Here is a 19984-nt window from a genome sequence, read left to right as displayed (position 1 = left end):
GCCGTTCGTTGCGCCGACCTTATCGAACGTCGAGCCCAGCCCGACGGTTGCGCAGGCGCGGCCGGGTTGAAGAGATGCCGGAGCCGAATGTGCTCAGTTTGGGCTGGCCGGCAGGAACTTGAACGGTTCAGCGGACTCGAACGAGCTGGCTACCTCGCCGGAAAAGACCTCGCCATTCTGGATGGTGAGCTTCCTCACCGGCGCGCCGGGCTTGAGGTCGAGCTTGCCGAGCGACACCCAGAAGGTGTTTGGACGGGTTGCCGAGTCGAAATAGTAGATGAGGTTCTTCTGGTCCGCGACGGTCCGCCAGAGGGTCGAGGCGATGTTGGGCTCGTTCGGCGTCGTCAGGCCAAGCGGCACACTGACCGATCGCATGACGCTCATCACGCTCGCTACAGCCTGATAGTCATAGGACTGCTCCGGCACGCCCTTGATGAAATTCTTGTCGGCCTTGCGGGGAATGGCGCTCAACAAGAAAGAGGCGCGCACGAAGCGGTCGGCTGCACGCGCCGTCCCGGGCAGGAACGCCGTGCCGCCAACCGTCTTCCAGTATTCGTCGAGTGAAAGCTGCTGGTCGTAGCTCGGCGAGTTGGTCATCACCGTATAGCGGTTGCCATGATGGATGATGAGCTTGCCGTCGATATACTCGAAGATGGCCGAATCGCCCGAAGGGTCGGAGATCGAAAGATGCAGCGCGGCTGGCGCGCCGTTCGGTAGGATAGGCGCGACCACCGTGAAGGGCTCCCCGCGAAGCGCCTCCACCGCTTCGGCGACTGTGGCATAGTTGTCGAGCACGTATTGTGGCCAGGCGACGATCGAAAGGTCGGGCCGTCCGACCGCCGCGGGTGCGTACTTCGATTCGGCCAGATAGAGCAGGTTTGCGACCAGACCCTTTTCGTTCATGCCATCGGCGCTACCCGCTTCATAGCCAGACGCCACCACGCTGCCGTATCGGGAGACCCATTCGATGGAGTTCGCTCCCGCCGCTCCGTTACGTTTCATGCCGGCCGGAAATACCCACAGGTTCGAGGACATGTCCTCGTCCCAGTCCATGTTGCGCCCGGTGATGACCATGTTGTCGGAGCCGACATAGAGCGTTCGCGTGCAAGCCAGTACCGGTGCGGCGAGAGTCGCCGCGGCGACCGCGAACGCGCAAATTCCCGAGAGAAGACGTGTCATCTTCCGTTCCATCGTTGCCTGCCCGGCAGCGCTCTCACAAGAAGCGCGCGCGGATGTCGATGCTGTTTTCGACGCCGACTTTGTCGAATGTCGACGCCAGCCATGCGGTTGCGGAGGCGCGGCCGGCCTTGAACAGATGGTCTAGGAATTCGGGCTCGATGTTGAACTTGCTGACGGCGCCGAGCGGCGCCAGTGTCGCGGGATCGCCGATCGAGTGGATGAGGAGCTTCTTCAGGCGGTCGCCGAATTCGCCGGTGAGGGCGCCGTTGTCGATCAGTTCCTGCACGAAGGCGATGGCGCGCATCTCCGCCATCAGCGCCCCGCCGAAGGTGATCTCGTTCAGTCGGTCGGCAATCTCGGCATTGGAACGGGGCACGCCTTCGCGGTGCGGCGGGTCGACCTCGACGACCACCACGTCGGCGCTGTCGCTGTTGTAGATGAACGGCCAGATCGGCGGGTTGCCGCGGAAGCCGCCATCCCAGTAGGGCTCGCCGTCGATCACCACCGCCTCGTGGATGCTGGGCAGGCAGGCCGAGGCGAGAAGCGCGTCGATCGACAGCTCCTCGCGGGTGAAGATGCGCACCTTGCCGGTCGCCACGTTGGTCGCGGCGATGAAGGCCTTGATCTGGTGACAGGCACGAACGGTCTCCTGGTCGAAGTGCCGGATCAGCAGATCGCGCAGCGGGTCGTACTTGAGTGGATTGCGCTGCCAGGGTGTGAGCGTGCGCTGGATCAGGTCGGCCCACAGGGCACCGGGCGAATCGTCGAGGTTCCAGTTGCCCTGGAGGCGATCGAGCGGCGTGCGGCGAATCGGGCTCGCGATCGACATCCGGCCGAGATCGCCCCAGAAAGCCGACAGCGCCTCGCGTGCACCGGCCGGGCCGCCCCGGGCCCAGCCCTGGAGGAGAATGGCGGCATTCATCGCCCCGGCGCTGGTGCCGCTCACGGCTTCGATCTCGAGACGGCCATCCTCGATCAGCGCATCGAGTACGCCCCAGGTATAGGCGCCGTGGCTGCCGCCGCCTTGCAGAGCGAGGTTGATGCGTTTGGTGTCGGTCATGCGTCTATCCTCGTGGCCCGTGCGGCGTTAGGGTCATCGCTCTGTAAGGAAGTGGGTAGAGCAGGCAACAGTATGGCGAAGGACGCAGCCGGAGGAGCGTGGCGAAAGCGCCCGTCGACCATCTTGTGGATGCTCTCGCTGGGCCAGCTCGTGACCTGGGGCATCGTCTACTACACGTTCCCGCTGTTCGTGGTCCCGATGACAGAGGAACTGGGCTGGTCGCGCAGCGCGATGTTCGGTGCCCTCTCCGCAGGGCTGCTCACCGCCGGCCTCTGCTCGATTGCCGTCGGCGCCTGGATCGACCGTGGCCACGGCCGGCTCCTGATGACTGGCGGGTCCTTGCTCGCGGCCCTGTTCCTGTTCCTCTGGTCGCGGGTCGAATCGCTGCCGGTCTTCTACGTCTTGTGGATCGGGCTCGGCGCCTGTCAGGCGGTGACGCTCTACGAGCCCGCGTTCGCGGTGATCACGCGAGTCTATGGGCCGCGCTACAAGCAGGCGATCCTGCTGATGACGTTCCTCGGCGGCCTGGCCAGCACCTTCGGTATTCCCTTCACTCAGTTCCTGGTCGAGCGGATCGGCTGGCGGCCCGCGCTCGACGTGCTGGCGGTCATTGTCCTCGGTGTTGCCCTCATGCACTGGCTGTTCGTGCCGGGGCCGGAGGTCGAGCCGGTGCCCATCGCGGCCGCCAAGCCGCCCGCCGACGGTGCCGCGACGAGGAGTCCGTTGGCCCTGGCGATCCGCGTGCCGGCTTTCTGGGGACTCGTTGTCGCCTTCGCGGGCTACGGGCTCGCCTTCTCGGCCATGAGCTTCCATCTCATCCCTCTGCTCGACGATCGCGGCGTTCCGACCGGGGTGGTCATGGCGATCATCGCGTTGATCGGGCCGATGCAAGTGGTCGGACGGGTGCTGTTAATGGTCGGGCAACGCCACATCACGACGATCCAGCTGGGCGCCCTGATCTATTTCGCCTTTCCCCTCGCGATGGGCTTCCTCGCGACGGGCATCACCGACGTCTATCCGTTGATCCTGTTTGCCGTGGTTTACGGCGTCGCCAACGGCCTCGTGACGATCCTGCGCGGCATGGCCGTTCCGGAGTTCATCGGTCCGGAGGGCTACGGCGTCGTCTCCGGGGCGCTCACCATGCCCACCAATGTCATGCGCGCTGCCGGGCCGGTGCTCGCGTCGCTCGCCTGGGGCGCGTTCGGTGGCTACACGCCCGTCCTGTGGGGCCTTGCCGGCATCATGCTGGTCGCGGCCATCGGATTTGCAGCGGCGGCATTTCTTTCGAAACGAGCATGAAATCTCCCGGTTTTGCCATAATTGCACATCATCTGACCTCGCAAGTTAACCAAGAAGGCGAGGCGTCATGTTCGATGCGAAGCGTTTGCTGGAACAGTTCATGGGTGGTCAGGGCGTCGGCCAGGGTGGCGGCGCGAGCGGCAGTCAGGGTGGCGGTGGCGGCTTTCTGGGCGGGGCCGGAGGCGGTGCGCTCGCCGGTGGCTTGGCGGCCCTCCTGATGGGAAGCAAGGCCGGCCGGGAGATCGGCGGCGAGGCTCTCAAGCTCGGTGGTATGGCCGCGGTCGGGGCACTTGCCTACAAGGCCTATAATGACTGGCAGGCCGGCAAGCAGGCGGCCCCCACGCAGGCGCCCCAGGCACCGGTGCCGATGTTGCCGGCGCCCAGCGGCACCCCGTTCAACCCGTCGAGCGAATCCGGCCAGCAGACTCTGGCGCGTCACCTTTTGCGCGCCATGATCGCTGCCGCCAAGGCGGACGGTCATGTCGATGCGCAGGAGCAGGCGCGCATCTTCGCGGAGATGGACAAGCTGCCGCTCGGTGCCGATGACAAGGTGTTCGTGATGGACGAACTTCGCGCCAAGCTCGACGTCGATGCTGTCGCGGGCGCGGCGGCGACGCCGGAGGAGGCGGCCGAGATCTACATGGCTTCGCTCCTGGCCATCGACGTCGACAATGCCGCCGAGCGCGGCTACCTCTCGATGCTGGCGGCGCGCCTGAAGCTCGACGACGCCCTGGTCGCGCATCTCCACAGCAGTGTCGCCTCGGCGACCGGCAAGAGCGTGCCGGTCGCGGCCTGACGGGACGACTGGCGGCAGAGCTACTCTGCCGCCAGTCGTGCCATCTTGGGCTTGAGGTGCTGGACCTTTGGCATCACTTCCTTCGACAGCAGCTCGAGGGAGTGGCGCCAGGCCTGCGGGTTCTCGACATAGTCGAAACCGAAGACGAGAAGCTGGCCGAAGCCGCCGACCTCGTCGTAGATCTTCTCGATCCTCTCGACGACCGTCTTCGGGGAGCCGACGATCCAGTTGTGCTGGGCACAATATTCCGGCGTCACGTCGGAGTCGGCCGCGCCGGCATCGTGCTTGAGATACTCGAAGAAACCGAACTGGGAGAGCAGGGGCAGGAAATACTCCCGCATCATGCGTCCCATGTGCGAGCCGACCGAGAGGCGCATCGCCTCTTCGTCGGTGTCGGCCACGAAGACCTCGCGCACCAGACGCCACTCGTTGCGGTCGGGCGTGCGGCCCGACTTGGCGGCGCCGGTCTCCACCGACTCCCAGTGACTCTTCACGTAGGCCGGATTGAGGTTGAGGCTCATCGGGATGTAGCCTTTCTCCCCCGCGAGCTTCAGCGTGTCGGAGCCCTTGGACAGGCCGGCGACGCCGATCGGCGGATGCGGCGTCTGCAGCGGCTTGATGTGCGGCTTCAGGAAGCCGAACATCGTGTCGGGCTTGGTGACGTGCCAGTACTTGCCCTTGTAGTCGAAAGGTTCGGCCGAGGACCAGAGCTTGAGGATGATGTCGAGCGCCTCGCGCGTCATCTCGCGGTTGGCGCCGGACATGCCGTCGACGTTGAACATCGCCCAGTCGCTGGGCAGGCCGGACGCGGCAATGCCGAAGTTCAACCGTCCGCCGGAGATATGGTCGAGCATGGCGACCCGGTTCGCGAGTTCGGCCGGGTGATGGTACGGCAGTAGGAAGCCGCCGGGCCCGAGGCGGATATTCTTGGTCTGCATGAGCGCCTGCGCCACCAGCAGGTCGGGCGAGGGATGGGGTTCCCAGGGCGCGGTGTGATGTTCGCCGATCCAGGCCTCCGAGAAGCCGAGTTCGTCGAGCCAGCGGATGACCTGGAGATCCCACTCGTGCCCGTCCTTCAGAGAGCGCTCGGGCGGATGCGAGGGCATGGTGAAATAGCCGAATTGCATCGTTTCCTCCTGTCTTTGTTGAGGGCAAGTCCACTACCATTGCGCGCGTCGCGCAAGGGGGCACGGATGCATGGCTGACGACGTATTGATCGTGATCGACCAGCAGAAGGCGATGGATCATCCCAAATGGGGACCCCGCAACAATCCGGGCGCAGAGGCCAATATCGCGCGGCTGCTGGCCGACTGGCGGCGTCGCGGGGCACCGGTCGTCCACGTGAAGCATGACAGCACCGATCCCGAATCGCCGTTCCGTCCGGGCCAGGAAGGCAACGACTTCCTGCCCCTGACGGCTCCGCTGGACGGGGAACTGGTGGTGTCCAAGAAGGTGCACAGCGCCTTCATCGGCACCGACCTCGCGTCTGGGCTTCAGGCGATGGCGGGTGCGGGTGGGGCCAGGCCGCCACTCGTGATCTGCGGCGTTCTGCTCGCCAACTCGGTCGAGGCCACCGTACGCGTGGCCGCCAATCTCGGCTTCGAAGTCCGGCTGCCGGCAGATGCGTGCTGGTCATGTGACAAGCGCGACCTGACGGGCCGGCTCTGGCCGGCGGAGGACGTACACCAGCTCACGCTGGCGCTGCTCGACGGCGAATACGCCGAGGTCACCACTGTCGACGCGATCCTGCGCGGTCGAGGCTAGGGCGTGTCCACCGGCCGCCTGTCCGAGGTGGATGCGTCGCGGGTCTGGAACATCAACCGCCAGAGTTTTCCTTCGCCCATGATCTGGCCGATCTCGCGCAGCGCGAAGAACGGCAGGAGCGAGATGGTCAGGATGGCCCAGACCGTCAGCTTGCCCTCCCAGGTGACGCCGCCGATATGGGGCATGCTGGCAGCCAGACTCTTGCCGGCCACCATCCCGAGGACGATACGCTCGGCGGCGTGGAAGAGCATGAAGACCAGGGCGAACAAGCCGGCCTTGTAGGCCACGGGCCAGATCAAGGGCATATGGTCGAAGCGGCGGCCGAGCTTCAGATTCTCGGCGATCAGCATGACTTTGGCCATGACGGCGGCATTGATCAGAGCGAACCCCTGGGGGGCGAAAGACAGGTTCCGCTCCGAGAGGAGCAGGCTTTCGTTCAGGACGAACAGGCCGAATACCACGTAGAGATAGGCGAACATGAGAAGGAAGCGGCGCATCTCGTCGAGGCCGCGCTCCTTCAGCCGGTGCAATCCTTCGCTGTTCATGGCCGGCCCGAGGCCGCCCGGCCGCCGCACGCTATTTCCTCGCTGATCACCGGCACGGCAGGATCGCAGGCCTGGACGCGCCGCACGATGCAGAGTTCCAACACTTCAAGATCTCCCCGACGGTCGCGCCGGCCTCCCGTGGTCTTCGGATGGGCCGTCACGTCTCTGGAGCATACAGAGGCGCGCCGGACGCGTCGAAGGCGATGCTGCCCAGCTTCAGCGGCTGGGCGGCCGGTCAGACGATCTCGTCGGTGACGACCTTGAAGCTCACCAGCGTGTTGGGACCGAACGTGTGGGTGATCGGCACGTCGGCGGCGTCGCGGCCGCGGCCGATCAGGATCCGGCCGATGCGCGGCATGTTGTTGCGGGCATCGAACGGGTACCATCGGCCGCCGAGATAGGCTTCGAAGGATCCTGCGAAATCCATTGGCGCATCGACCGGCGGGACACCGATGTCGCCAAGATAGGCGGTGCAATAACGCGCGGGAATGTTCATGCAGCGGCAGAACGCAATCGCGAGGTGAGCGTAGTCTCGACACACGCCGTTGCCTTCGTTGAAGGCCTCCCATGCCGTCTTGGTCGGTCGGGCGTGCTCGTAGCCGAAGGTGATGTGATTGTGCACGTAGTCGCAGATCGCCTGGACACGGGCCCACCCGGAGGGGCCGTTGCTGAACAGGGTCCAGGCCATTTCGGACAGGCGATCTGTGTCGCAATAGCGGCTGGGCAGAAGATAGACCAGGGTATCGGAGGGCAGATCCTCGACTGCGTGTTGCGGCGCCGAGGGGACCACGGCTTCGGATATTCCCGAATCGCGGATGATTCCGTTGCCGAACAGTCTCACACGTCCGGCCGGCGCGACCAGGCGGCTGCACAAATTGCCGAAGCCGTCGCGATAGCGGGTGATCGGCACGGCTGGGTCGGTTTTCAGGTTATCAGGTTCGATGAGATCGGCTGTCCGTGCCGGGTGGGCGCCCAAGATCGCGATCATCGGGGTCGGCTGCGGGAAGTCGTAGACGATCTCATACCCAATGCGGATCTTCATCCGTCACCCCTCGAATCGCAATGCAGCGGAGATCGATCAGTTCGTCTCGGCCGCATGGGGCGTGACGCTGACGTGGACCTCCATGCCAAGAGTGTCGGCCCGGGAGCCGACGAACGTACCGTGCAGCGGTAGCGCCTGCTCGGGATCGCGAACGACCGCCACCGTAACGAGACTGGCCTTGCCGACGTTGCCGCTGGTCGGATCGAAATCGATCCAGCCTGTCCCGGGCAGGTAGACTTGCGCCCAGGCGTGTGTCGCGCCGTGCGCCTCCGTTGGCGCCACATTCGGCATGGTCGCGAGGTAGCCCGAGGCGAAGCGGGCGGCCAGGCCCAGCGAGCGCGCGGCATCGATCATCAGGAGGGCGAAGTCGCGGCAGCTGCCGTGGCCGAGTTCGAGTGTCTCGAGCGGCGTCTGCACGCCCTTGGCCTCGCGACGGCGGTAGACGAAGGCGTCGTGGATGCCTTGTGAGAGGCGCATCAGGAGGTCGAGGGCAGGGATCTGGCCACCCGCGGGCAGGAACCGGCGTGCCCATTGGGCGACCGGGTCGTCGGGCCCGATGTCGTGGCGGTGAATGCAGTGGGCGAGGTCGGCCGTCTCGTCGGCGTAGTCGACGGGAAAGAGAGCTGCGGAGTCGTCGGGACCGGGATGAGCGGCGCGGGCTGGTGAATGTTCGAGGTAGACCACGCTCGCGAAGGTGAGCTCGGTGGCGACACCGGCGAACTCGGCGATGGCGACGTGGTTGCCGAAATCGTCCTGCTCATAGCGCAGGCTGGAGGGGGCGGGGTTGATATCGAGACTGGCCTCGATCACGCGCTGATCGTGCGACTCGCGGGGCCGCAGCATCATCCGGTGCTCGCCGAAAGCGACCGGGTGCCGGTATCGGTAGGTCGTGACGTGCCGGATGGTCAGTGACGTCATGACGTCTCCCTTGGCCTCATCAAGCACGTTTCGAGCCAGGCCGATACCGCAAACGAAACAAGGCGGCCCGTCGGCCGCCTTGTGTAGTGGTCAATCGGAGACAGTTCAGCCGAGCTGGATCCAGGTGGTCTTCATCTGCGTGAACTTGTCGAAGGCGTGCAGCGACTTGTCCCGGCCGTTGCCCGACTGCTTGTAGCCACCAAACGGGGTGGTGATGTCGCCGCCGTCATAGGTGTTCACCCAGACCGAGCCGGCGCGCAGGGCCTTGGAGAACTTGAAGGCCTTGTTGATGTCGGAGGTGAAGATCGCCGAGGCAAGGCCGTAGATCGTGTCGTTGGCGACGGTGAGCGCCTGCTCGGCGTCCTTGACCGGGATGACCGAGAGGACCGGCCCGAAGATCTCCTCCTGGGCGATCTTCATCCGGTTGTCGACATTGTCGAACACGGTCGGCTCGATGAAGGAGCCGGCATTGTCGATGTGCACCTGCTTGCCGCCCATGGCGAGCTTGGCGCCTTCCTTCTGGCCGGCGTCGATGAAGCCCATGACCCGCTTGGTCTGGGTCTCGTCGACCATGGCGCCCATCTGAGTCTTGGGGTCGAGCGGGTCGCCCGGCATCATCTTCTGGCCGATCGCCATGACCTTGGCGAGGAACTCGTCCTTGATCTTGTCCTCGACGATCAGGCGCGAGCCGGCGGTGCAGACCTCGCCTTGATTGAACCAGATGCCGAACGCGGTGCGGCGGGCGGCGATGTCGAGGTTCGGGGCGTCGGCCAGCACGATGTTCGGCGACTTGCCGCCGCACTCGAGCCAGACCTGCTTCATGTTGGATTCGCCGGAGTAGCGCAGGAAGTACTTGCCGACTTCCGTCGAGCCGGTGAAGGCCAGCACGTCGACATCCATGTGACGGCCGAGCGCCTGGCCGGCCGTCTCGCCGAAGCCCGGCAGCACGTTGAAGACGCCCTCGGGAATGCCCGCTTCGGCCGCGAGTTCGGCGAGGCGCAGGGCGGTGAGGGGCGATTGCTCGGCCGGCTTCAGGATGACCGAGTTGCCGGCGGCCAGCGCGGGCGAAATCTTCCAGCAGGCCATCAGCAGCGGGAAGTTCCACGGCACCACGCAGGCCACCACGCCGGCGGCTTCGCGGGTGATCATGGCGATGACGTTGCCCGGCGTCGGTGCCACCTCGTCATAGATCTTGTCGATCGCCTCGCCGAACCACTGCACCGTATTGGCCGAGCCCGGAATGTCGACCGTGGTCGAGAAGGCGATCGGCTTGCCCATGTCGAGCGTCTCGAGCAGCGCCAGCTCCTCGCGGTTCTTCATCATGAGGTCGGCGAGCTTCAGCATGATGCGCTTGCGCTGGGCCGGCGCCATGTTGGCCCATGTGCCCTTCTCGAAGGCGGCGCGCGCGGCCTTCACGGCGGCGTCGACATCGGCCTGCTCGCAGGCCGCGACCTTGGTGAGCACCTGGCCGGTGGCGGGATTGACGCAGTCGAAGGTCTTGCCGGTCAGCGACGCCGTGAACTTGCCGCCGATGAAGGCCTGGTTCCGGAAGCTGAGGCCGCCGACGCGGCCTTTCCAGTCGTCGCGCGAAAGCTGGGCGCTCATGATCTCTTTCCTCCTTGTTGGATTGCGCGGGAGACTATCCCACGAAAAAGCCGCCCGGAAGGGCGGCTTGGTCGTCGAGCCTGCAGAGCGACAGGCTGTTACTTGATCTTCGATTCCTTGAACACGACATGCTTGCGCGCGACCGGGTCGTACTTCTTGAGTTCGAGCTTTTCGGTCTTGGTGCGCGGGTTCTTCTTCGTCACGTAGAAGAAGCCGGTGTCGGCGCTGGAAATCATCTTGATCAGGATCGAGGTCGGCTTGGCCATGGCAATTGTCCTTATGCCCTGGGGGGCGAATTCGCAGAGGCGCGCAAAGTAGTCAGCAGGGCTGCGGTGTCAAGCGCCGAGCCCAGAAAAGAGCTATGGGCGGGCGGCTGCCTGGAAGGTCGCTGACTGCACGGCGTGGGCATAAAGAGGCCGGTCGCGCAGCAGGCGGATGGCAAGATCGACGTCCGCCTCGGGGGTGGATTCCCCCGGCGGGCAGATCTTGCGCAGGTCGGACACTTCCTGCGGCGTCGGATTGCGCAGTGCGTGCCAGCGAATCAGTGAATTGTGGTTCGAATCGACCGATGCGACCCCGAGTTTGCTCGCTTCGCCGACCTTCGAGGTGCAGATGTTGGGCAGTACGCCGAGCTCGTTCCAAGTGTAGCCCGAGGGTGCCTGAAGGCGCGACCAGGTGAGGATCAATTCGCCCTCGTTGGCCAGCCGGACGACCGTCTGGACGGTGCCTTTGCCGTAGCTGGTGGTGCCGATCACCACGGCGCGCCCGCGATCCTGCAGCGCCGCCGCCACGATTTCGGCCGCCGACGCCGAACCGCCGTTCATCAGCACCACGATCGGCAGCTGACTGCCGCCCGCGCGGCCATTGGAGCTGCGGTAGGTGCGCTTGCTGTCGGGATGGCGACCGTTGGTCGAAAAGATCGTGCCGTCGGCGATGAACACTTCGGAGACCGACTGGGCCTGGTCGAGCAGGCCGCCGCGGTTGGAGCGCATGTCGATGATGAGCCCGGCCAGATCCTTGCCGATCTCGGCCTTGGCCTTGTCGAGGGCGGCGCGGAGATTGTCGGTCGTCGCCGTGTTGAAGCCGGTCAGGTGGATCAAGGCCACGTCGCCGCGGCGTTCGTAGACGACCGTGGTCGGAACGATGCGGCCGCGCTTCATCGCCAGGGTCAGTTCGGCACCCTGTGAGGGGCGGAGCACGGTCATGCTCACCGGCGCCCCGACCGCGCCACGCAGCTTGGCGACGACGTCGGACAACGGCCGGTCGATCATCGAGTCGGAGTCGATGGCGAGGATCTGGTCGCCGACCTGAACGCCAGCCTTGGACGCGGGCGAGCCGTCCTGAACGGCGCGGATCAGGATCTTCTTTTCATCGGTGCGCTCGACGGTGATGCCGATTCCGCCGCCACCGTCGCGCTGGAAGCGGTTATCCTTGGCCTCGTCGGGGTCCGCATAGCGGCTGTTGCGATCGAGTTGTTTGGTGGTGGCCGTCATCGCCTGGCGGATCAGCGTTTGGCGGTCGACCTGCTTCAGAGCGGGTGAAGCCTCGATCGACCCGGCCATCAATTCGGTAAGCGTGCTGCCCCAGGCGCGGCCGTCGGTCGTGTCGGCGGGCGCGGGTCGGCTCACGATTTCCTTGCCGTTGCGCTTCACGGTCAGGCTGCTGTCGCTGGCCTCGAGGACCAAAGCGGAATCGCCACTGGCGAATCCCCTGTAGGCCTCGACCGACAGGTTGCGGAAATTGGGTTCGTAGAGATGACGGTCGCCGATCGCCCGATAGGCCTGGAGAACGACCCGTTCAATGCCGGCATCGGCGCTGGCGGCAGGCGGCCGACCATCGGCCTCGGCGCTCGGGGCGTCCGGCGCGGTCGCGCAGGACACGACGAGACAGGCGGCCAGCAGCGATAGGGCCGCACGCGGCCGCATCAAGCGCAGAAAAGGGAACTGAGACACATCCATATCCGACGGGAGCACAATAGCACAGGCCGTCGGCGGGCGGCCACGCCCATCAGGCCGAGCGATCGAGGCTTCCGGCCGCCGCAGCCTTCGGAGCCCCCATTTTCTGAACCCAAAGCAGCGCAATTACGGCACCCTTGATCCGTGGCAGCAAAAAAAGCGCAAGGACCACGGACAGGGGAAGCCACAGGAGGGCGTGGACCCAGAGGGGCGGTTGGGCTCCCCAGCGCTCCACCAGGAGGACGAGCGGCACGACGATATGGCCCACCACGAAAATGGTGAAATAGGCAGGAGCGTCGTCGGCGCGATAGGGTTCGAGCGCGAGGTCGCAGACCTCGCAATGGCTCTTCATCTTGAGGTAGCTGCTGAACAGGCGGCCCTGATTGCACCGCGGGCAACGGCCCTTCCAGCCCCTCAGCAGGGCGGTCCAGAAATCAACCGGAGCGTGTTCGTCATCCATGGTGGACAGGATGCGCCCCAGCGCTACCTGCGTCGGCGTGACCCTTTGTCCCGTGGCGGCCCGCGATGCGCGACCGGACGACGCGGCGGCCCGGTACCGTCTCGGCCATGTGGCGAACGGAAGCTGCGCGGCGCCGCCTGCCGCTCGACCCGTTCGATCACGTCGACGATCTCGAACAGCAGGCCGCCGGTGGCCATATCCGCCTCGACGAGTTTTATCTGCAACCGGTCGCCCAGGCCGAAAGTCTCGCCGGTGCGTTCACCGATCAGGACCTGCCGTCCTTCGTCGTGGCGGAAGAATTCCTGGCCGAGGGAACGGATCGGGATGAGCCCGTCGGCCCCGGTGCCCTCGAGCGTGGCGAACAGGCCGAACCGGGTCACGCCGTTGACCCGGCCGGGAAAGACCGCGCCGACATGGCCGGCCATGAAGGCCGCGACGTAGCGGTCCATGGCGCCGCGCTCGGCCGCGACGGCCCGGCGCTCGCACATCGACAGATGCTCGCCGAACTCGGTGAACCGGCCCTTGTCCTCGGAGGAGAGCCCGCCTTCGCCGAGGCCGAAGGCGGCGATCAGCGCCCGATGCACGATCAGGTCGGGGAAGCGGCGGATCGGCGAGGTGAAGTGGGCATAGCGGGCGAGGGCGAGGCCGAAATGGCCGAGATTGTCGGGACTGTAGACGGCCTGGCTTTGGCTGCGCAGAACGGTCTGGCTGACGAGCTGGGAAACCGGCTTGTCGGCGACCTCGTGCAACACGCGATTGAGGTCGGCCGGGCGCAGCCGCTGGCCGGTCGGCACCTTGATGCCGAGTGTGCCGAGGAATTCGCGCAGGGCTTCGAGCTTGGCGAGGTCGGGCTGGTCGTGGACGCGATAAAGGCAGGGCGCCTGGCGCTGCTCCAGCGCCTGCGCCGCCGCCACGTTGGCCAGCACCATGAATTCCTCGATCAGCTTGTGGCTGTCGAGACGCTCGCGTACGCCGATGGTGGCGATGTGGCCGTCCTTGCCCAGCGTCACCTGCCGTTCCGGCAGGTCGAGGTCGAGCGCGCCGCGGGCCTCGCGCGCCGCCAGCAGCACGCGAAAGGCGCCGTAGAGGGGGCGGACGACCTCATCCATCAGCGGCTCGATCTCGGCGTCCGGCGTGCCGTTCATGGCGCGTTGCACGCGGTTGTAGGTGAGGCGGGCGGCCGAGCGCATCATCGCGCGGTGGAACTTGTGGCGCTTCAGATGGCCTTCGCCGTCGATCCACATTTCCGCGACCAGCACGGGACGATCCTCGTGCGGCACCAGCGAGCACCAGTGATTGGAGAGCTGCTCAGGCAGCATCGGCACGACACGATCGGGGAAATAGACCGAGGTGCCGCGCCGATAGGCAGCGCGGTCGAGCGGCCGGTCGTGGCGGACGTACCAGGCGACATCGGCGATGGCGACGAGGATGCGCCAGCCGCCGGCATGGCCGGGATCGGGCTCGGCGAAGACGGCATCGTCGAAGTCGCGGGCATCTTCGCCGTCGATCGTGACCAGCGGGACGTCGCGCAGGTCGAGCCGGTGGCCGAGCGGGGCGGCCTTGGCCTTGTCGGCTTCCTCGATCGCGGCTTCCGGGAAGTCTACGGGGATGTCGTTGGCGGCGATCGAGATCAGGCTGACGGTGCGCGGATCGCTCATCGGCCCGATGCGCTCGACGATCCGCGCGCGCCGCGCCAGCGCGCCGCCGGTTTCCTCGATCCAGACGATGTCGCCAGGCAGGGCACCGTTCCTGTCGCTGGGGCGCACGTCGAATTCGCGGCGCAGCTTGCGGTCGGTCGGCGTGACCAGGCCGAGCCCGTTCCGGCCGGGCGGTTCCTCATAGAGGCCGAGGATCTTCTTCGGTCCGCTGCCCAGCCGGCGGACGACCTTCGCCTCGTAGGTATTCTTGCCGCGCCGCTTCATGCTGGCCAGCACGCGGTCGCCGACCGCCGGGGCGGGCACGGTGCGCGAGGCCGGCGCGGTGACTTCGATGCGCGGCGGCGGGCCGTCCTTGTCGTCGTCGTGACGCCGCGGCACGGCCAGCAGATGGCCGTCGTCGTCGACCGAGACGATCTCCAGCACGACCATGTCGCTCAGCGATTCGGGGTGGCGGAAGGTCTTGGCGCGGTCCGGCGCGATTTCGCCGGCATCTCGCAGGTCGCGCAGCAATTCCTTGAGCTCGATACGCTGGTCGCCCTTCAGCCCGTAGGCGCGGGCGATCTCGCGCTTGCCGACCGGCGTTTCGCTGTCGCGGATGAAGGCCAGCAGTTCGTCGCGGGTCGGGACCTTTCCCTTAGCCATCGGTACCGGTTCGAGGCGGAGCGTCGTCCTTGTTCTTTGCCTTGGCCGCCTTCTTCTTGGCGGCAGGTTTCTTCTTCGCCGCCTTCTTGGCCTTGGGCTTCGCCCCGGCGTCATTGGCCGCGGCCGCCGCCTTCTTGGGGCGTGCTGCCTTCGGCTTCTTGCCGCCGCCCTTCGCAGCGCGTTCGGCCAGCAGCGCGACCGCCTGGTCGAGCGTCAGCGCCTCCGGCTTGATGTCGCGCGGGACCGTGGCGTTGACGCCGCCGTGTTTCACGTAGGGGCCGTAGCGCCCTTCGTAGAGTTCGACCGGCGCCTCGTCGGACGGATGGTTGCCGATGATGCGGAGCGGCTTGGCGGCGGCTCGACCGCGCGGCGTCTTGGCTTCGGCCAAGAGTGCCACGGCGCGGTTCATGCCGATGTCGAGCACGCTCTCGTCGGATGGAACAGACTTGTATTTCGGCCCGTGCTTTACGTAGGGGCCGAAGCGGCCGACGCCGGCCAGGATGACTTCGCCATCCTCGGGATGCGGTCCGAGTTCGCGCGGCAGGGATAGCAGCGCCAGCGCCTTCTCTAGGGTCAGGTCGGCCGGCGTCATGTCGCGCAGCAGCGACTGGCGCTTGGGCTTCTCCTTGCCCTCCGGCTCCCCGAGCTGGACGTACAGACCGTAGGGCCCCTTGCGCAGCGTGACCTGCTTGCCGGTGACCGGATCGACCCCGAGGATCTTGGGGCCGTCAAGACTCTCGCCGCTGGCCGCGTCCGCGTCGGCATCGACGATGCCGAGCTTCCGGGTGAAGCGGCATTCCGGATAGTTGGAACAGCCGATGAAGGCGCCGAACTTGCCCAGCTTGAGGCCGAGGCGGCCGTTCGCGCAGGACGGGCAGTCGCGCGGGTTCTTGCCGTTGTTGTCGTTGGCCGGGAAGAAGTGGGGACCGAGTTCCTCGTCGAGCTTGTCGAGCACTTCCTTCACGCGCAGGTCCTTGGTCTCGCCGACGGCCGCGGAGAAAGCCTTCCAGAATTCGCGCAGCACCTCGTGCCAGTCGATCTTGCCGCTGGAAATATCGTCGAGCTCTTCCTCGAGATGGGCGGTGAAGCCGTATTCGACGTAGCGCGGGAAATAGGTCTGCAGGAACGCTGTAACGATGCGACCGCGATCCTCGGGAATGAAGCGCTTGCGGTCGATGCGCACGTAGTTGCGGCGCTGCAGTACCTCGATGATGCTGGCGTAGGTCGAGGGACGGCCGATGCCGAGCTCCTCGAGCTTCTTGACCAGGCTGGCCTCCGAATAGCGCGGCGGCGGCTCGGTGAAATGCTGCTCCGGCACGACCTCGCGCCGCTCCATCGCCTCGTTCTCGGTGACGTCGGGAAGGATGGCGCCGGTCTCTTCGTCGTCGCTCTTGTCGTCCTGGCCTTCGTCGTAGAGCGTGAGGAAGCCGTTGAACTTCACCACCGAGCCGGTGGCGCGCAGCTGGACGGTCTTGTCGCCGCTGGCGATGTCGACGGTGACTTGGTCGAGCACCGCGCTTTCCATCTGGCTGGCGACGGTGCGTTTCCAGATCAGCTCGTAGAGGCCGAGCTGATCCCTGTCGAGATAGGCGGCGACGTCCTGCGGCGTGCGGAAGAGGTCGGTCGGGCGAACCGCTTCGTGCGCTTCCTGGGCATTCTTGGCCTTGGACGTGTAGACCCGCGGGCTGGCCGGGACGTAGTCCGCGCCATACTTGGTCTCGATCAGGCGGCGCGTCTGGCCGATCGCCTCCGGCGCGAGCTGCACGCCATCGGTACGCATGTAGGTGATGAGGCCGACCGTTTCGCCGCCGATGTCGACGCCTTCGTAAAGGCGCTGGGCGATGCGCATGGCGGTGGCGGCGCCGAGACCGAGCTTGCGCGATGCTTCCTGCTGGAGAGTCGAGGTGATGAACGGCGGCGGCGGGTTGCGGCGGACCTGGCGGCGGTCGACGGAAGCGACGGCAAAGGCGCGGCGCTCGATCTCGGCCTTGGCCTGCTCGGCCCGCTCCTTCGTCGCGAGGTCGAACTTCTCCAGCTTGCGACCGTCGAGATGGGTGAGGCGGGCCTTCAGCACCTGTTTCTTGGCCGTGCCGAAATAGGCATCGACCGTCCAGTATTCGCGGGTCTTGAAGACCTCGATCTCAGACTCGCGCTCGCAGATCAGGCGCAGCGCCACGGACTGGACGCGGCCGGCCGAGCGGCTGCCCGGCAGCTTGCGCCACAGGACGGGAGAGAGGGTGAAGCCCACGAGATAGTCGAGCGCGCGGCGCGCCAGATAGGCGTCGATCAGCGGCTGGTCGAGGTCGCGCGGATTGGCCACCGCGTCGAGCACCGATTTCTTGGTGATGGCGTTGAAGGTGACTCGCTTCACGTCGACGCCGGCCAGCGCCTTCTTGTGCTGCAGGATGTCGAGCACATGCCAGGAGATGGCTTCGCCTTCGCGATCAGGGTCGGTGGCGAGGTAGAGTTTGCCGCCCTTGCTGACGGCCTGCGCGATCGCGTCGATGCGTTTCTGCGACTGGGCGTCGACTTCCCAGTCCATGGCGAAGTCCTCGTCGGGCCGCACCGAGCCATCCTTGGGCGGAAGGTCGCGGACATGACCATACGAGGCCAACACGGTGTAACCGGGGCCAAGGTATTTCCCAATGGTCTTAGCCTTGGCCGGGGACTCGACGACCAGTACGTCCATCGCCGGTAAATGCTCCAGGTTTCGACAACAAAGACCGGAGCTAAACCCCTGATTTATATCAGAGATACGCGGTTTCCCCGGTGCCTTTCCAGGCGGCCCTCCAGCTCGAGAGCCATGAGAACCTCCGCTACGAAGGCGGCGGACACTTGGCATCGGCGTACCAGTTCGTCAACCGCAGTGGGTACGGCACCCAGCGCCTGCACCACTCGTGCAGTATCTGTGTCATCCGAGATTCTGGTCGCTTTTTCAAAGGGTTGCCGGTCAGTCGCCGGGCGACCCAGGACGCTCAGAATATCGTTGGCGTCGCGGACGAGAATGGCCCCATCCTTTATAAGGCTGTTCGATCCGGCATAGCGGGGATCCATCGGCGATCCCGGCACCACAAACACCTCTCGGCCCTGCTCGGCGGCGCGCTGGGCGGTGATCAGAGAGCCGGACCGCGCCGCTGCTTCGATCACGACAATTCCGGCCGAGAGCCCGCTCACGATCCGGTTGCGGCGGGGAAAGGCGCGCGCGACAGGCGGGGCGCCGAGCGTCACCTCGCTCAGGATCAGGCCGCGCGCCGCAATCGCTTCCTGCAAGGCCCCGTTCTGTGGCGGATAAACCTTGTCGACGCCGCAGGCCAGCACGGCCACCGTCCCGGTGTCTAGGGCCGCCTCGTGAGCGGCCGCATCGATGCCGCGGGCGAGGCCGGAGGTGATGACGAAGCCCGACTCGCCCAGAGCCGAGGCCAGATCCGCCGCGAACTGGCGGCCGGCCAACGACGCTTCGCGGGCGCCGACGATGGCCAGGGTCGGGCGGCCGAGCAGGGCGGGATCGCCGAGCATCGACAGGACGGGCGGGGCATCGGCTAGAGCGGCCAGCGCCGCCGGATACTGGGGGTCGCCGATCACCAGGAAGCGGCCTCCCAGGTCGGCCAGGGCGCGCTCCTCCCGTTCGATCAGCGAGTCGGGGACGGTGGCCAAGCTGGCGCAGGCCGCACGAGCGGAACCGAAGTGCGCCAGCGCCTCGTGGAAGGTGACGGGGCCCACCCGTGCGCTGCGCGCCAGCCTCAGCCGGGCGCGGCGTTCGGCCGGGAGAAGGTCGATAGGGTCCGAACCGTCGAACATGCGGCCGATCCTATGCGCGTGTATGCCGACTGTAAAACAACCAATAGTAGAAATCAGACAGTCAGGACCGGCTGCGGCAGCTGAGCAGGGCACCCACCGCGCCCAGCAGCGCCAGCAGGGCAATGAGCGGGCCGAAGCCTTCGAAGCCGCCCCAGCCGATCATGACGGCGCCCAGGGCGGCGGCGCCGATCCAGCCGACGCTGGCCGAGGTACCGTTGAGGCCGAGCACGGTGCCGCGAACGTCCTCCGGCACCGAGGCGAGGGAGGCCATGAAAGAGGGCCGGCCCAGCGCGTTAAGCAGGACATAGACGAAGCCCACCGCCACCGAGACGGACGGGCCGGGATGCCAGGTGAAGAGCAGCAGCGCCGCGATGCCCGACAGCGCCATGGCGACGGCGAAGGTGAGCAGCCGGTCGCGCAGCCGGTCGGCGAGCTGGCCACCCAGCACCGTGCCGGCGATGTTGCCCAGGGCGAACACCGCCAGGGGAAGGGCGAGCTCGATCAGGCTCATGTGATAGGTGATCTGCATGAAGGTCGCGAAGTACACGACCGCGAGCCCGTAGCAGATGCGTTCGGCGACCCCGGTCCCGAGGAGGCCCAGGACCCGTGGCGACAGGGCCGAGCGCATGGAGGGACGTTGCCCCGCGCCCCGCGTGTGGCCGGCGTTGCCGCGCCCCAGGGTGAGGAACAGGCTCAACACGGCGGCGACCGCGAGGCCGGCGACGCAGAGAAGCCAGCCGCGCCAGCCGAAGACCGATCCGACGGCGGCCGCCATGGGGACGCCGACGACGAGGGTCAGCGACTGACCGCTCATCACCCAGCCCAGCGCCCGACCGCGCTGGCTGTCGGGCACGCGTGCGGAGACCTCGGCAAAGACGACGCCGGTAAAAGCGCCGGCACAGCCGCCGCCGACGGCGGCCCACACCGCGACCCAGAGAAACGATCCGGCAGCCGCCTGCGCGACCAGGGTGAGCGCGAGCGCGAAAGGCGCGGCGATCAGGATGGGCCGGCGGCCGATCACGTCCGACATCCAGCCGCCCAATGCCGAGGTGAGGCCCCAGGCCGTCGCGGTCAGGGAAACCAGATTGGCCACGAGCGGCATGGCGACATCGAGGTCGTGCGACATTTCCAGAAGGAAGGGTGCCCGCGTCGTCCCGCTCGACGTTGCCGCGAACGATCCCAGGCAGGCGGCGCCGATCAGGGCCCAGGGCAGGCTGCGGGGCGGGGAAAGGCTCATGCGCCGCTGCTATGACAGGAATGGCG

General features: G+C 66.4%; 17 protein-coding genes. 3 read left to right on the top strand and 14 right to left on the bottom strand.

Annotation, left to right across the window (positions count from 1 at the left end; translation table 11 throughout):
* Nucleotides 1-93 precede the first annotated feature (93 nt).
* Nucleotides 94-1179, bottom strand: a complete 1086-nt coding sequence (locus ACO07I_RS03760; RefSeq protein ID WP_422014454.1) for a linear amide C-N hydrolase — start codon at nucleotides 1177-1179, stop codon at nucleotides 94-96.
* Between the two features lie 34 nt (nucleotides 1180-1213).
* Nucleotides 1214-2239: a patatin-like phospholipase family protein gene (locus ACO07I_RS03755; protein ID WP_422014452.1), complete on the bottom strand. Its 1026-nt coding sequence runs from the start codon at nucleotides 2237-2239 to the stop codon at nucleotides 1214-1216.
* A gap of 72 nt (nucleotides 2240-2311) precedes the next feature.
* On the opposite strand from ACO07I_RS03755, the gene ACO07I_RS03750 reads away from it, so the two are divergent.
* Together ACO07I_RS03750 and ACO07I_RS03745 are read left to right on the top strand one after the other, a co-directional pair.
* A complete protein-coding gene (locus ACO07I_RS03750; protein ID WP_422014450.1) occupies nucleotides 2312-3538 on the top strand; it encodes an MFS transporter in 1227 nt (408 codons plus the stop codon).
* A 67-nt stretch (nucleotides 3539-3605) separates the two neighbouring features.
* The gene (locus ACO07I_RS03745) at nucleotides 3606-4334 is read left to right on the top strand and encodes a tellurite resistance TerB family protein (RefSeq protein WP_422014448.1); all 729 of its coding nucleotides are present in this window, start codon (nucleotides 3606-3608) and stop codon (nucleotides 4332-4334) included.
* Nucleotides 4335-4354: 20 nt separating this feature from the next.
* On the opposite strand, the gene ACO07I_RS03740 is transcribed toward ACO07I_RS03745, so the two are convergent.
* Nucleotides 4355-5461, bottom strand: coding sequence for an LLM class flavin-dependent oxidoreductase (locus ACO07I_RS03740; protein ID WP_422014446.1), 1107 nt, complete (start codon nucleotides 5459-5461; stop codon nucleotides 4355-4357).
* Nucleotides 5462-5531: 70 nt separating this feature from the next.
* Between ACO07I_RS03740 and ACO07I_RS03735 the strand changes: the two genes are divergently transcribed.
* Nucleotides 5532-6098, top strand: a complete 567-nt coding sequence (locus ACO07I_RS03735; RefSeq protein ID WP_422014444.1) for a cysteine hydrolase family protein — start codon at nucleotides 5532-5534, stop codon at nucleotides 6096-6098.
* Here the strand turns inward: ACO07I_RS03735 and ACO07I_RS03730 are convergent.
* The 11 genes from ACO07I_RS03730 to ACO07I_RS03680 form a co-directional block, all read right to left on the bottom strand.
* Nucleotides 6095-6673 (bottom strand): hypothetical protein, encoded by a 579-nt coding sequence (locus ACO07I_RS03730; RefSeq protein ID WP_422014442.1) that lies wholly within the window; start codon nucleotides 6671-6673, stop codon nucleotides 6095-6097. The genes ACO07I_RS03735 and ACO07I_RS03730 overlap by 4 nt on opposite strands.
* A gap of 205 nt (nucleotides 6674-6878) precedes the next feature.
* Entirely contained in the window at nucleotides 6879-7685 is an 807-nt protein-coding gene (locus tag ACO07I_RS03725) for a transglutaminase-like domain-containing protein (protein ID WP_422014440.1), read from the bottom strand.
* 36 nt (nucleotides 7686-7721) lie between these two features.
* Nucleotides 7722-8603 (bottom strand): transglutaminase family protein, encoded by an 882-nt coding sequence (locus ACO07I_RS03720; protein ID WP_422014438.1) that lies wholly within the window; start codon nucleotides 8601-8603, stop codon nucleotides 7722-7724.
* Between the two features lie 105 nt (nucleotides 8604-8708).
* Nucleotides 8709-10208, bottom strand: a complete 1500-nt coding sequence (locus ACO07I_RS03715; protein ID WP_422014436.1) for an aldehyde dehydrogenase — start codon at nucleotides 10206-10208, stop codon at nucleotides 8709-8711.
* A gap of 98 nt (nucleotides 10209-10306) precedes the next feature.
* Nucleotides 10307-10474, bottom strand: a complete 168-nt coding sequence (gene rpmG, locus ACO07I_RS03710) for a 50S ribosomal protein L33 (RefSeq protein WP_020696277.1) — start codon at nucleotides 10472-10474, stop codon at nucleotides 10307-10309.
* 93 nt (nucleotides 10475-10567) lie between these two features.
* Nucleotides 10568-12160, bottom strand: coding sequence for a S41 family peptidase (locus ACO07I_RS03705; protein ID WP_422014433.1), 1593 nt, complete (start codon nucleotides 12158-12160; stop codon nucleotides 10568-10570).
* 55 nt (nucleotides 12161-12215) lie between these two features.
* Nucleotides 12216-12623, bottom strand: coding sequence for a DUF983 domain-containing protein (locus ACO07I_RS03700; protein WP_422014431.1), 408 nt, complete (start codon nucleotides 12621-12623; stop codon nucleotides 12216-12218).
* 23 nt (nucleotides 12624-12646) lie between these two features.
* A complete protein-coding gene (rnr, locus tag ACO07I_RS03695) occupies nucleotides 12647-14923 on the bottom strand; it encodes a ribonuclease R (protein WP_422014429.1) in 2277 nt (758 codons plus the stop codon).
* Complete coding sequence (topA, locus tag ACO07I_RS03690; RefSeq protein WP_422014427.1) at nucleotides 14916-17612, bottom strand: type I DNA topoisomerase; 2697 nt, start codon at nucleotides 17610-17612, stop codon at nucleotides 14916-14918. Before topA ends, rnr begins: the two co-directional genes overlap by 8 nt.
* A gap of 53 nt (nucleotides 17613-17665) precedes the next feature.
* Nucleotides 17666-18721, bottom strand: coding sequence for a DNA-processing protein DprA (gene dprA, locus ACO07I_RS03685; protein WP_422014425.1), 1056 nt, complete (start codon nucleotides 18719-18721; stop codon nucleotides 17666-17668).
* 61 nt (nucleotides 18722-18782) lie between these two features.
* Complete coding sequence (locus ACO07I_RS03680; protein ID WP_422014423.1) at nucleotides 18783-19958, bottom strand: MFS transporter; 1176 nt, start codon at nucleotides 19956-19958, stop codon at nucleotides 18783-18785.
* Nucleotides 19959-19984 lie beyond the last annotated feature (26 nt).

Source organism: Reyranella sp. (genome assembly GCF_965227665.1).
Classification (GTDB): Bacteria; Pseudomonadota; Alphaproteobacteria; order Reyranellales; family Reyranellaceae; genus Reyranella.
The sequence above is the reverse complement of the archived record's forward strand: the minus strand, read 5'-3'. Positions and strand labels throughout refer to the sequence as shown.